Here is a 12,797-nt window from a genome sequence, read left to right on the forward strand (position 1 = left end):
CCATCACAGAATCTGCATGACCCAGCCACCCGCCTCTTTTTACTTCCCTGCTCCACGCACGCAAAACTTCTGCAGTCAATGCGGCAGCAAACTGACACGACTGGTGCCCCCGGACGATAACCGCATGCGTGATGTCTGCCAAAACTGCGGCGCGGTGCATTACCAGAATCCCCGTAATGTGGTCGGGATTGTGCCTGCCTGGAAAGACGATCAGATCTTGTTGTGCCGTCGTGCCATCGAACCACGCTACAACACCTGGACCTTGCCCGCCGGTTTTATGGAACTGGGTGAGACCCTGGGGCAAGGCGCCTTGCGTGAAATGGGTGAGGAAGCCGGTGCCCAAGTCGAACCCGGGCCGCTCTTTACCGTCATCAGCGTGCCCTACGCAGAACAAGTGCATATTTACTACTTGGCCAAAGTCACCAGCGACGTATTGGACCCCGGCCCAGAATCTCTGGAAGCCCGTTTCTTCCACCTGGACGACATTCCTTGGGACAATCTGGCGTTCCGCACGGTCAGCGCCACCTTGGAGCGCTACGTGGAGGATCACAAGGCTGGTCGCTTCCAGATTCACGAATTTGATATCGCCCCCCGCGACCACGACTGATCATGTCGCTTGTCTGGGTCACTCCCGATCAGGCCCTGCCCAGCCCTGAGCACGCCAGCCCGGAAGGGCTGGTGGCTGCCGGTCTGGATTTAAGTGTTCCACGTCTGCTAGAAGCCTACAGTCAGGGCATGTTTCCCTGGTACAGCCCTGGCGACCCGGTACTGTGGTGGTCGCCTGATCCGCGCATGGTGCTTGAAGTGGACAAATTCAAGATTTCCCGCTCCTTGGGCAAGAAGCTGCGCCAGATTGCACGCCAGCAAGATCAGAACGAGGCCCGCCTTCGTGTCACCTGCGATCTGGCTTTCGAGCAAGTCATCGGCCAATGCGCCGCGCAACGCAGCGCCACCGGTACCTGGATCAGCCCGGATATTCAGCAGGTCTATACCGACTTGCATCACAGCGGCTACGCCCACAGCATAGAAACCTGGATGGATAACAAGCTGGTCGGTGGTTTGTATGGCGTGAATCTAGGCCGCTTCTTTTTTGGCGAATCCATGTTTGCCTTACAAACCGATGCCAGCAAAATAGCCCTGGCCCATCTGGTGGATTTTCTGAAATTTGCCGGGATACCGTATATAGACTGCCAGCAAGAGACATCGCATCTGGCCAGTCTGGGCGCCAGCCCCATTCCCCGAGCGGATTTCATGGATGCCCTGGCCTGGGCCATGAACCAGCCCAGCCCGGTTTGGCCACACGGGGCTTTGCAACTAGGCCAGCCCCCAACTTGCTAGGCTGGCGCGAGCATCCCATAATGGCTCTATCACGCTTGGCAGAGTCGCATGAATTATCCCAAAGCACCCACCAGTCCCCAAACGCTGCAATTCTATTCCACGGCCAGCTACCGTTGCAGCTACCTGCCAGAACAACAGGCACGCTCTCTGGTTGCCGCTCCTGCGCACCTGATTAACGACGCGGTTTACTCCAAGCTAGTCCAACAAGGCTTCCGACGCAGCGGTACCTTTACCTATCGTCCCTATTGCGACCAATGCCGCGCTTGCCAGCCCTTGCGTTGCGACACTCTGCACTTTCAGCCTGACCGTGCCCAGCGCCGTGCCAAAAAACGTCATGGCCATCTGATCGTGCAAGATCTGCCCCTGCACTGGAACGCCGAGCACTACGAGCTGTATCGCCGCTACCAGGCCAGCCGCCATCCCGGTGCCGGCATGGACGAAGACGACCAGTCCCAGTACGCCCAGTTTCTGCTGGCCAGCCATGTCACCTCACGCCTGCTGGAGTTTCGCGAGCCCGACGGCACCTTGAAAATCGTGGCGGTCATTGATGTGCTGCAAGACGGGCTCTCCGCTGTCTATACCTTTTTTGACCCTGACGACACCGGCAGTCTGGGCACCTACGCCGTACTCTGGCAACTGGATTATTGCCGTCAACAATCCCTGCCCTGGCTCTATTTAGGCTATTGGATCGAAGAAAGCCGTAAAATGACCTACAAAACCCGCTTTCGCCCCTACCAGCTCCTGATAAAAGGTCGTTGGGAATGGCTGGCTTAACGTCCTCTTTTATCGATCCCCATGTCTGCCCTATTCAGCCTTTATCCCTTGGCTCGCCGGGTGCTGTTCAGTCTGGATGCTGAACACGCCCACGAACTGACTCTGAAATCCCTGCATTGCGCCCACCAAACCCCTATTTTGGGCAGCTTGCTCAAAAGCCTGCCCAGCAAGCCTCTGGAACTGATGGGCATGAAGCTACGCAATCCCGTAGGGCTGGCCGCTGGTCTGGATAAGAATGGCGCACATATCGATGCCTTGGGCGCACTGGGCTTTGGTTTTGTTGAAGTCGGCACCGTTACTCCGAAAGCACAGCCCGGCAATCCCAAACCTCGCCTGTTCCGTCTGCCTGAAGCCAATAGCCTGATCAACCGCTTTGGCTTTAACAACGACGGCCTGGACACCTTTATCGAGAATGTGCGTAAAAGCCAGTTTCGTTCACAAGGTGGCATTCTGGGTCTGAACATTGGCAAGAACGCGAGCACGCCTATTGAGCAGGCCGATCAGGACTATCTGACCTGCCTGCGTGCGGTCTACCCTCACGCCGATTACGTCACTGTGAATATCTCTTCGCCTAATACGCAAAACCTACGTGCACTGCAAGCTCAAGACGAGCTGGCTCGCCTGCTGGGCTCCTTGCAGACGCTGCGTACCGAATTAGCAGAAGAACACCAACGCTACGTGCCTATCGTAGTGAAAATCGCACCCGATCTGGATCAATCGCAAATTGATGCCATCGCTGACACCGTTCCCTCGCAAGGACTGGACGGCATTATTGCCACCAACACCACCTTGTCACGTGAGGCCGTTCAAGGTTTGCAGCATGGTCAAGAGCAAGGCGGTTTGTCCGGCCCACCGGTGCACGAGCTGTCCTTGAACGTCATTCGTCGTCTGCGCGAGCAATTGGGACCGGACTTCCCGATTATTGGTGTGGGCGGTATTGAATCCGGCCGTCAGGCTCAGGAAAAAATCCAGGCAGGTGCCCAGGCGGTGCAGCTATATACCGGCTTGATTTACAAAGGCCCCGCACTGATTTCCGAGTGCATTCGCGCTCTGTAAAACGCCTATTGCCCGCTTGATGCGGGCAACCGTATCCAGAAACAAATTGGCAACTTGCACTGCACGAAGCAAAAAAGCCAGCTCATCGAGCTGGCTTTTCCTTTAACACCTGATCAAATCAGGCAAGCAACGATTTACTTCTTGCTGGTAGCAGCAGTTGCAGCAGCGGCAGCCGCTTCAACCGTTTTGTTGCTGGCTTCAGTCACTTGAGCAGCCGCTTTCAAGCTGGCGTTGGTAGCAGCCTGGATGTTGCTTTCAGCAGCATCAGCAGCTTGGCGAGCCGCCTTAACAACGGTCTCAGCAGCATTGGAAGCCGTGGCGAAGGAGGACTTCAACAAAGCAACAGCGCTTTCGGTGCCGGTAGGGGCATTTTTGGCCAGTTGGTCAATCGCGTCAGCAGCGTGCTGTTGACCTTGAGCCAGTTGAGCCTCAGCGATACGCGACAGATTCAGTTGCAGGTCGGAGAAAATGTCGTACACGCTTTTGCCGTATTCCAGAGCCTGAGCAGCATTAGGCTTGGCCACGTTTTGCGACAGGGCCACAACGTCTTGCACGTCTTTGGCATTGATGACTTGCTGGGATTGGCCAGCCGCTTGTTCCAGCGAACTGCGCAGCAGATTCAGGTTCAGACCAACCAGCTTTTCAAAGCCTTGCAGCAATTGACCTTGGGCAGCGAACAGGTTGTTCAAAGTAGCTTGTTGGGATTCCAGTACGTTTTGTGGAATAGCACTCATGATGTTTTCCTTGGAGATACGTGGCCTGGGTCAAGCCAACGTGAAATTAATGTCAGTGTTACTAGACAAGGGTCTGTAGAAGGCCCAGCCCACTCGCAACTACGCAAGGCAAACCTTCTATGTTGCACCGCAACAATTCAACTTTAAGCGCTATCCAAACCAAAGTCAACGAAATTTGTTGCGCTGCAACAAAACCGTCATTTATTTGTCATAAATGACTTAAAAACAGCGATAAAACAAAGACCTAGCGCTGTTTGTCGTACCCCAGCGTTTCAGAGATCCTGGCGGCCGTGCTCAAAAGAACAGGAATCCAGTCGTCGTGCAAACGCTCAGCAGGCGCAGACAGAGACAAGCCCGCCAAAAGCTTGCCGGTATCATCGTACACACCCGCCGCAATACAGCGCACGCCCATTTCTAGCTCCTCGTTATCGCGGGCATAACCCAAGCGGCGAACTTGCGCCAACTCACGTTCCAGCAACTCCAATTGAGTGATGCTGTTGCGGGTCGCACCAGCCAGACCGGTCCGCATGACGTAAGCCCGAACCTGACGCGGCTCCCAGGAGGCCAAAAACAGCTTGCCGGTAGAGGTCAAATGCAAAGGCGCATGGCCACCAATGGCCCGCACCACCTGCATGCCGGAGCTCTCACTCCAGGAACGTTCTACATAGACAATTTCATCGCCCTGCTGCAGGGACAGATTGACCGTTTGTCCGGTGTACTTGTGCAACTCGCGCATGGGAGCTAAGGAAGCCGCACGGACATTGAGGCGGCCTTTCACCAAGGAGCCCAACTCCAGCAAACGCATGCCCAGGCGATACAAACCACTATCCACACGCTCAACGTACCGTCCCACCACCAAATCATTCAGGATGCGGTGAGTCGTAGACGTGTGCAGGCCAGTTGCCGCCGCCAGGTTCTTCAATGCCACTGGCTCGGATTGCTTGGCCAGTTCGTCCAATAGGATCATGGCGCGTTCCAGCACCTGGATCGACATCTGCCCACCATTGCTTGGCGATGCGTTAGAAGGCGTAAAGGAATTTGTTGTCATTATTAGGAGAATTATGATGCAACGCAACAAATTCCATAATATGAAATGGCCGCGCGCTTGGCAAGCGCTATTTTAGCGCAGGGCTCAAGCTTCCCCCCAAATCCAGCACCTGTTTGCGCAAATAGTCCAACGCTTCTGCTGCCGGTTCCGGGTCGCCTTTTACGCCCAGATCAATATGAGGCCGCCCATCTGTCCCCTCCACACTAGGCAAACTAAATGCTTTTACCCCAGGCCAAGTCAGCTCTACATGTTCCATCGCCGGTGTAATGCGTGACTCAGGCAAATTAAAGGCCAGGAAAGAATGCTCTACCCGATGAGCCTGATGATGCAATTGTCGATAGCGAGTATCCAGCGTCCACTCCATCATGGGCCAGGCCATCACGGGAAAGCCCGGCATAAAGGTATGGTTGTGAATGAAAAAACCGGGGATTTTGTTGTATGTATTGGGCACAATTTCTGCCCCCTCGGGGAACATGCCCATCTGCAAGCGCTGCTGGTTCTCGGGCAAGGACATATCAGCACTACCCACGCCATTACGTTCGTTTTCAGCGCAACGCTCGGTAATCAAGGCCGCTGCCTCGGGGTGCAGCGTCAGGTCTACACCCAAGGCTTTGGCCGTCGCCTGACGGGTTTGGTCATCCGGTGTCGCGCCAATGCCGCCACAGCAAAACACAATATCCGGTGTCGCAAAACTGCGCTCCAACGTAGCGGCAATCGTATCCAGATCATCAGGGATGATCTGCGCGCCTCCCAACTGCAACCCCCTGGCCCCCAGCAACTCAATCAATTTTAAAAAATGTTTATCGTAACGACGTCCCGACAGGATTTCGTCGCCAATGATAATCAAACGAATAATGGCTTGATCCTTAGTTGTCATGGTCTATGAGTGAAGTAGAAGCCGCAGCTGCCTCTTGCTGACGCAGGCGACGAAGGTTTTCCAAAGAGAAATGAGCAAATACCAGGGCCGAGAACACGGGCAAGACCAGCCAAGCGGGCGGAATCAGATTCAACAAGGCAAATACCAGGCCGATCAGCCAGTACTGACTATTCAGACGGGACCACAAATATTTACGCTCTGGCACATTGGCATGCTCTACCAAGGAGTCCACCCGTAACATGCGCGTCAGGGCAAAGACCCACCACAGCACGGGAAGAATCAGCGCAAAAGGAGGAAAAATCCATAAGGGCAAGGTGACTAGCCAGCCCACCAAAAACAAGGTGCCCACCCAAACAGCATTCCAGACGCTATAAGCCGTCGCATTATGACCTTGCTTGATCACATCGGGATAGTCCTTCTGCTGCAAGTGCCCCAAAACCAAAGGCATGACCAGAACGGCTGCAATAATCAGGCCCAGCACCCCTGCCAGCGGCAATAAAATGCCCAAGGCCAGCAAGGGGGCCAAATACACTTTCAGCGAGAACAGGCCCAGGCCCACCAGCCATTGATCCACAGACTCAAAGGTATTCCAGCCGCCCAACACCTCCAGCAACCAGTTCTGCAGAGGCGTCCAAAGCAGCCAACTCAACAGAATCAGGCCCACAAACATGATCAGAAAAGGCATGACCAAAGCCACCAGCATGCGTGGCTGAAATTGCGACACCAATGAACGCTTGAAGGCGGTTGAAATACTGGCCCATCCACCAGCCGGGCCCGATCGAGATGGGGCAGATGAAAAAAGGGACATACAGCTCCTGCGAAGCAAAATCGATTACCCGAGTATCATAGACACAGTCGCTTCTTTTTGTCTGTATGAAATTATGGCCTTGTTCAACGCCCAACACGATCTGCCCGCTCTGGCTGCCCATTTGCAAGCTACGCCCAACGCTTTGCTGATTGCCTGTTTCTGTGCCCAATGGTGCAAAACCTGTCAGCAATATCAGCCCGCTTTTGAGGCTTTAGCCACACAATTTCCCCAAGCCTGCCTGATCTGGATTGATATTGAAGAGCAGCCTGAACTGCTGGGCGAGGAAGATATCGAAGACTTCCCCACCTTGCTGATCCAAAACGAAAATGGGACCGTTTTTTACGGTCCCATGCTGCCTCATATCGAACATCTGACACGTCTGGTGCACAGCATCTCAGAACGCAGTCCGGTGCTTAATACCGGGCCTGGAGATTTGCGCGCCTTAGTAGCGGCCGCCGCCTAAAAGGACACCCACCGAACGCTTGCGCGTTGTGTTGGAAGAAGACGTTACCGCTGGCTTAGGCGCCGCAGCGGTCGATGGCTCGTAAGGCTTTAAGAAAAAATCATCCACCGGTGGCGTGTTTGACTGATACGAACGACGCTCATGGCGCTTGGGGCCGGAACGGGGCGACGAAGCCGTTGACGGCAGATCCAGCTTCAGACGTGGCACAACGGTGCCAATCAATTTTTCAATGTCCTGCAACAGATGCTCTTCATCGGGGGCCATCAAGGCAATCGCCTCCCCCGAGGCACCAGCACGCCCGGTACGACCAATACGATGGACGTAGTCCTCGGCGTTATACGGCAGGTCCACATTGATCACACAAGGCATCCCGGCCACATCCAGACCACGAGCGGCCACGTCGGTTGCCACCAATACATCCACGGTGCCGCTCTTGAAGGCGTCCAGCACTTTCATGCGTTCCAGCTGGCTTTTGTTGCCATGAATGGATTCCGCCTTGATGCCTTCACGTTCCAGATAGCGTGCCAGTTGACCAGCACCAATCTTGGTATTGGAAAAAACGATGGTTTGCGTCAACTTCTTGGTCTTGATCAGATGCGCCACGGCACGACGCTTCTCGTCTGCTGACATGGGGTATACCACCTGGGTCACATTCGAGGCGGTCGCGTTGCGGGCGGCCACTTCAATCTCGACCGGATCATTCAGGAAGTTACGGGCCAGCTTACGAATTTCCTTGCTGAACGTCGCCGAGAACAACAAGCCCTGACGGCTTTTCGGCAGCATGGAAACAATACGGTCCAGATCGGGCAAAAAGCCCATGTCCAGCATGCGGTCTGCTTCGTCCAGCACCAGCATGCTGACCTGGCTTAAATTGATGGTGCGCTGATCAATATGATCGAGCAGACGGCCCGGGGTCGCGATGACAATCTCCACGCCGCGTCGCAGGGCTTCTTTTTGTGGTCCGATATCCACGCCACCAAATACCACCGTCGAGCGCAGCGGGACCGATTTGCTATAGAGCGCAATGCTCTCAGCCACCTGGTCGGCCAACTCGCGTGTTGGCGTCAGCACTAACGCCCGCACCGGGTGACGAGCGGGAGAAGCGCTGGTCGTGGCGTGTGCCATCAGACGATTCAGGATAGGCAAAGAAAAGGCTGCCGTCTTACCTGTCCCCGTCTGGGCGGCCCCCATAACATCACGGCCAGCCAGCACCACAGGAATGGCCTCGGCCTGAATAGGCGTAGGCTTGGAATAGCCCGCCTCGGTGACGGCATTTAATATTCCAGGGTGCAGACCGAAATCAGCAAACGTAAGGTCATTGGGAGTCGAAGGAGTTTTATCTGTCATGTACGCAAAAAGTCGGCTTGCCATCAGTGGCAAGCATTTGTAACAATCCTATTTTAACTGATGCCTGCCAGCATCAACAGCGGCCACAGGCATTAAGTACTCGCGTCAGGATTTCAGGGCATCACGGCACGTATCAGCCAGAACGACACCATCCCGGCCACGATTACCCATACAGCGTTACGGGTACGAATAAACACCAGCACAGCCACTAGGCTGGCCAAGGCTTTAATATCCAGTCGAGGGGTGTCGCCGTAAGCCCAAGGCAAAAGTTCCGGGATAATGATTGCTGCCAGAGCAGCCACCGGAGCAAAGCGCAAGGCGCGCCGCATACGTTCGGTCAGGGGCAGCAAATCACCAAACATGAAATAGCCTGAACGGGTGAGCAAGCTGCACAACACCAACAGGGCAATTGCACCCAAAACGTACCAATCATACTGCCAATCGCTCATCACCGTGCATCCCTATGCCGTTGCAGTTGTTCTGCCGCCACGCCAGCCAACACTCCGCCAAGCACGGCTGCCACCAGCCCCAAACGCAGGGGAAGCGCCTGTCCAACCCACGCAATCACACTGGCCGTAATCAGACAGGCCCACATCGCACGGTTATTGACCAGGGGAATCAACAGTGCCAGCAAAGCCAGAATGGCCGCAAACTCCAGCGACCAGGAAGGCGGTACATACGCACTGAGCACAATGCCCGACAAGGAAGCAATCTGCCAGCTCAGCCAACCGGGCAGGATGATACCCAGGTAATACCAAAGATGCTCGCGCGAGCCGCGCTCTTTGGAGTCACCATACTTGGACATAAACAGAACAAACACCATGTCACTGGTGATGTAACCCAGGCCCAGACGCTTTTTCCAACTCAAATGGCGGAAAAAAGGCTGCAAGGCCGCTCCAAAAATAATGAAACGGATATTGACGATAAAACCGGCGGTGAAAATCAGCCACAAGGGGGCGTGAGATTCGATCAGCGGCAAGGCTGTCAGTTGGGCCGATCCTGCATACACAAACAAGGTCATCAAGGTGGCTTCCAAGCCACTCAGACCAGACTTGACCATCGCCACACCCGTCACAAAACCCCAGACCACAGTGGCTATCAAAGCGGGAATAAAGTCGATAAAACCGGCGCGCATATGCACACGGTCCTGTGCGCTAGGCAACAAGGCCGATAATCTTGTGAAGGCTGACACGCCGTCTCCTGAGATGTGCTGCCCGCAAGCGGTAATCTGTGGAGGCAGCTTTACTTGTGATTTTTCTTATTCTAGAAGCAAAAGACGGCCCCGAACATCTTACTCTATTAATATGGTCAAGAAAAAACAGGCCGGGTCTTGCTACAATCGCTAGTCTACGCACGTAACGCTCAGCATCGCCGTTACGTGTACGGTATTGTTACCCTCTCATTGTTATCAGGAACCTTATGAGCGCCGCTATCGAACCTAAAAAAGCAGATCACGAACTGATCATGGTCGGAGCCGACGATCTGCCCGTACACTGCCCTCGTCCTGGCAGCACGCTATGGAATATGCACCCTCGCGTATTCATCGATATCAGCAAAACTGGCGAAGCCGCTTGTCCTTACTGTGGTGCCCGCTACCGCCTGAAAGAAGGCGAGAAGGTTCACGGTCATTAATTTTTGAAGCTGGCTTCGTTGGATCCCACTGCTCCCCCCTCTGGCAATGCGATAGCGCCGGGCCCTGTGCCCGGAGCAGACGCGCACCCTTGGCGTCATGCCGAAGTGACTGCTCGTCTGGATTCCAGCGCCTGCCCTCTGCCCGCCTGGCTGCCTGGCGGACACCTTCAAACGATTCACGGGGCATTTTTTGCCCGCCATCACCATATTGCCTTTGTCCGCCAAAGACTTGATACGCCCGATGGCGATTTTCTGGATCTGGACTGGACCGGGCCGGGCCTGTTTGCAGACAAGCTGGCCAACGGCGCCACCGCCCAGCCCGACGCCCATCTATCCCGTACCGCTGCCCGCCGCTGGATGCAGCCCCAGGATTGGGACAGCCTGCCCAGCACCACTGACACCCATGCTCTGATCCTGTTTCACGGCCTGGAAGGCAGCAGCCGCAGCCATTACATCCAGGCCATTGCGCAGTACTTTCGCGCACGCGGCTGGATTGTAGTTGTCGCCCATTTCCGGGGTTGCTCAGGCTTTCCAAATCGTATGGCACGCGCCTATTACTCGGGCGACTCGGAAGAAATCAGCTTTATCTTAAATACCGTTCGTGGCCATCTGCCCAATGTGCGCTGGCATGCGGCCGGCACCTCGCTGGGCGGCAATGCCGTGCTCAAGTACTTGGGTGAAGCGGGTGATGAGGTCTCCTGGCTGCAGGCATGTGCCTCCATTTCGGTGCCACTGGATCTGGTCGCTTGTGGCCGCTACCTGTCCGAATCCCGAATGGGTCGCTGGTTCTACTCGCCCTACTTTTTGAAAAGCATGCGCCGCAAGTTGCAGGACAAAGCCCATCGCTTTCCAGGAATGGTCGATACTGCCCGCCTAAACCAGGCCCGCACCATACGCGACTTCGACGATATTTACACTGCGCCCATGCACGGTTTCAGCCATGCGCTGGACTACTGGACGCGCGCGTCCAGCAAACCTTTGCTACGCAATATCAAAATCCCCACGTTGGTTTTGAATGCCCGCAACGATCCTTTCGTGCCGCACACCAGTTTGCCAACAATTCAGGACTGCTCGGATTCTATTTTGCTGCACCAGCCAGCCGAAGGTGGGCACGTCGGGTTCATTACAGGTAGTATTCCCGGCAATATGGGATGGTTACCCGCAAGACTGGCCCGCTTTTTTGAAACCAATAGCTAAAACGGCTTAAAGCGGGCCTGCGGGCTCATCAGGAGCGGAAACGCTCCAGCAAGACACGCTCACTTTCAACACGCTCGCGCAATTGGCGAATCTGCGTATCCAGCTCAGATTGCTGATAGAAATCCTGGGTCAGATTACGCGCCTGCTGTAGTTGCTCCACCGCGGTAGGCAATGCCCCGACCAATTCATAATATTGAGCCATGGCCCGACGAGCCTTAACCCCATCGCCCAAACGGTCATAGGTTTTGGCCAGCAACTGATGCAATTGCGGTTCATCAGGCCATTGTTTGATGCGATCCGTCAAGAAAGCCTGCGCCTGATCATTCTGTCCCAATTGCTGCAAGACCTGCACATAAGCCAGAGCCACCCCTTGGCTCTTGGGCCACCGCTGCCAGGCTTGTTTAGCTAAATTCAAAGCCCCTTGCACATCACGATCGGCAATCGCAATGCGGATCCCCAAGGTATCCAGTTCAGGAGCCTGGAACTGCCCCTGCCCCCGAGCTTCAGTCAAATGCACACGAGCCTGCTCATAATCCTGACGGCCTTGCGCAATATAAGCCAGACCATACTGCGCCGCAGAGCGCTCCAGATCACTTTGTGACTGGTTCGTGCTTTGCAGAGCCTGCTCCAGAACGCGCAAGGACTGCCCGCCCCCGGCCTGCATCACCATCAACTTCGCACGGATATACCAAAACGAAGGAGTGTCCTGATAACTGCTGGCCGGCAAACCGCGCACCCGGTTACTGATGTCCGATTCACGCTGCTGAGACATGGGGTGAGTGCTGGCGTACTCATTGGCTGTCGCACGTTCATTCAGGCGCGAAGCCGCCGCCAGACGCTGAAACATCTGCACCATGCCTTGGGGTTCGTAACCGGCCTTGAGCAACATCTCGAAACCAACCCGGTCAGCCTCTTGCTCAGCCTGCCGTGAAAATCCCAACTGACGATCCACGGCTGCCGCTTGTCCGAAGGCGGCCGCCCCCATCGCCAGATCACCGCTGCCCGCCAAGGCACCCAGCAAGGCACCGGCCAGAGCAGCAATCAACAAGTGATTGCTTTGGGCACTTTGCGTAATACCGCGAGCCACGTGACGTTGCGCCACGTGGGCAATTTCGTGAGCCAGCACCGAGGCCAGCTCGGACTCAGACTGTGAAGCCGTAAACAGACCGCTATGAATACCAATATAGCCACCGGGCAAGGCGAAGGCATTGATACTGCTATCGCGCAGGACAAACACCGTCACAGGCTGCGCCATGGCCGGGCCATACTGAGCCAGCCTGCGGCCCATATCCGTCAGATACTGATTGATATCCGGGTCCGACACATATTCGGGCGAGCGCCTGCCCTGCTCCATAATGGCATTGCCCAAAGTCCGCTCCAAAGCCGGAGACAGCTCGGCACCCGAAGCGGCTCCCATTGAAGGAATGCCCACAGGCTGCGCCTGTGCAGGTATCACTGAACTGAACGTCAGCGACAGTGCCAGACATAGAGAAAGCGCGGAACGGGCGGGTTTAAACTGCATG

The 12,797-nt window shown here is 55.5% G+C and carries 15 protein-coding genes; 7 read left to right on the top strand and 8 right to left on the bottom strand.

The genetic code is table 11. The annotated features are described in order from the left end of the window. Positions 1 to 16 precede the first annotated feature (16 nt). Genes AC6I6N_RS08060 through AC6I6N_RS08075 form a run of 4 tightly spaced genes read left to right on the top strand, consistent with a single transcriptional unit; the run spans position 17 to position 3,168 of the window. Positions 17 to 607, top strand: coding sequence for an NUDIX hydrolase (locus AC6I6N_RS08060; protein ID WP_094197512.1), 591 nt, complete (start codon positions 17 to 19; stop codon positions 605 to 607). Between the two features lie 2 nt (positions 608 to 609). Beyond that, positions 610 to 1,338 carry a leucyl/phenylalanyl-tRNA--protein transferase gene (aat, locus tag AC6I6N_RS08065; RefSeq protein ID WP_108727867.1) on the top strand — a complete coding sequence of 243 codons (729 nt, stop codon included), beginning with the start codon at positions 610 to 612 and terminating at the stop codon, positions 1,336 to 1,338. A 48-nt stretch (positions 1,339 to 1,386) separates the two neighbouring features. Further along, on the top strand, positions 1,387 to 2,112 hold the full coding sequence (locus AC6I6N_RS08070) for an arginyltransferase (RefSeq protein WP_094197514.1): 726 nt from the start codon (positions 1,387 to 1,389) through the stop codon (positions 2,110 to 2,112). A gap of 21 nt (positions 2,113 to 2,133) precedes the next feature. Continuing rightward, entirely contained in the window at positions 2,134 to 3,168 is a 1,035-nt protein-coding gene (locus tag AC6I6N_RS08075) for a quinone-dependent dihydroorotate dehydrogenase (protein ID WP_094197515.1), read from the top strand. A 134-nt stretch (positions 3,169 to 3,302) separates the two neighbouring features. Here the strand turns inward: AC6I6N_RS08075 and phaP are convergent, their stop codons facing one another. The 4 genes from phaP to AC6I6N_RS08095 form a co-directional block, all read right to left on the bottom strand. Further along, positions 3,303 to 3,902 (bottom strand): TIGR01841 family phasin, encoded by a 600-nt coding sequence (gene phaP / locus AC6I6N_RS08080; RefSeq protein ID WP_094197516.1) that lies wholly within the window; start codon positions 3,900 to 3,902, stop codon positions 3,303 to 3,305. Positions 3,903 to 4,146: 244 nt separating this feature from the next. Further along, the gene (locus AC6I6N_RS08085; protein ID WP_162496905.1) at positions 4,147 to 4,896 is read right to left on the bottom strand and encodes an IclR family transcriptional regulator; all 750 of its coding nucleotides are present in this window, start codon (positions 4,894 to 4,896) and stop codon (positions 4,147 to 4,149) included. Between the two features lie 121 nt (positions 4,897 to 5,017). After that, the gene (locus AC6I6N_RS08090) at positions 5,018 to 5,827 is read right to left on the bottom strand and encodes a competence/damage-inducible protein A (protein WP_108727868.1); all 810 of its coding nucleotides are present in this window, start codon (positions 5,825 to 5,827) and stop codon (positions 5,018 to 5,020) included. After that, on the bottom strand, positions 5,817 to 6,635 hold the full coding sequence (locus tag AC6I6N_RS08095; RefSeq protein WP_108727869.1) for an EI24 domain-containing protein: 819 nt from the start codon (positions 6,633 to 6,635) through the stop codon (positions 5,817 to 5,819). Before AC6I6N_RS08095 ends, AC6I6N_RS08090 begins: the two co-directional genes overlap by 11 nt. A gap of 73 nt (positions 6,636 to 6,708) precedes the next feature. Here AC6I6N_RS08095 and AC6I6N_RS08100 point away from each other — a divergent pair, with 73 nt between their 5' ends. Further along, entirely contained in the window at positions 6,709 to 7,098 is a 390-nt protein-coding gene (locus AC6I6N_RS08100) for a thioredoxin family protein (RefSeq protein WP_108727870.1), read from the top strand. Here the strand turns inward: AC6I6N_RS08100 and AC6I6N_RS08105 are convergent. From AC6I6N_RS08105 to AC6I6N_RS08115, 3 genes are all read right to left on the bottom strand, one after another. Next, positions 7,078 to 8,445, bottom strand: coding sequence for a DEAD/DEAH box helicase (locus AC6I6N_RS08105; RefSeq protein WP_094197521.1), 1,368 nt, complete (start codon positions 8,443 to 8,445; stop codon positions 7,078 to 7,080). The genes AC6I6N_RS08100 and AC6I6N_RS08105 overlap by 21 nt on opposite strands. A 113-nt stretch (positions 8,446 to 8,558) precedes the next feature. Next, a complete protein-coding gene (locus tag AC6I6N_RS08110) occupies positions 8,559 to 8,894 on the bottom strand; it encodes an AzlD domain-containing protein (protein WP_094197522.1) in 336 nt (111 codons plus the stop codon). Then, a complete protein-coding gene (locus AC6I6N_RS08115; RefSeq protein WP_094198417.1) occupies positions 8,894 to 9,580 on the bottom strand; it encodes an AzlC family ABC transporter permease in 687 nt (228 codons plus the stop codon). The genes AC6I6N_RS08110 and AC6I6N_RS08115 overlap by 1 nt, the downstream gene beginning before the upstream one ends. Before the next feature lie 284 nt (positions 9,581 to 9,864). Here AC6I6N_RS08115 and AC6I6N_RS08120 point away from each other — a divergent pair, with 284 nt between their 5' ends. Both AC6I6N_RS08120 and AC6I6N_RS08125 read left to right on the top strand, forming a co-directional pair. Continuing rightward, the gene (locus AC6I6N_RS08120; RefSeq protein ID WP_094197523.1) at positions 9,865 to 10,077 is read left to right on the top strand and encodes a zinc-finger domain-containing protein; all 213 of its coding nucleotides are present in this window, start codon (positions 9,865 to 9,867) and stop codon (positions 10,075 to 10,077) included. Between the two features lie 66 nt (positions 10,078 to 10,143). Beyond that, complete coding sequence (locus tag AC6I6N_RS08125) at positions 10,144 to 11,274, top strand: YheT family hydrolase (protein ID WP_094198418.1); 1,131 nt, start codon at positions 10,144 to 10,146, stop codon at positions 11,272 to 11,274. Positions 11,275 to 11,302: 28 nt separating this feature from the next. On the opposite strand, the gene AC6I6N_RS08130 is transcribed toward AC6I6N_RS08125, so the two are convergent. After that, positions 11,303 to 12,796, bottom strand: a complete 1,494-nt coding sequence (locus AC6I6N_RS08130) for a M48 family metalloprotease (protein WP_230017568.1) — start codon at positions 12,794 to 12,796, stop codon at positions 11,303 to 11,305. Between the last annotated feature and the right edge of the window lies 1 nt (position 12,797).

The sequence above is a fragment of the Alcaligenes sp. LTN-3 genome (genome assembly GCF_059735605.1).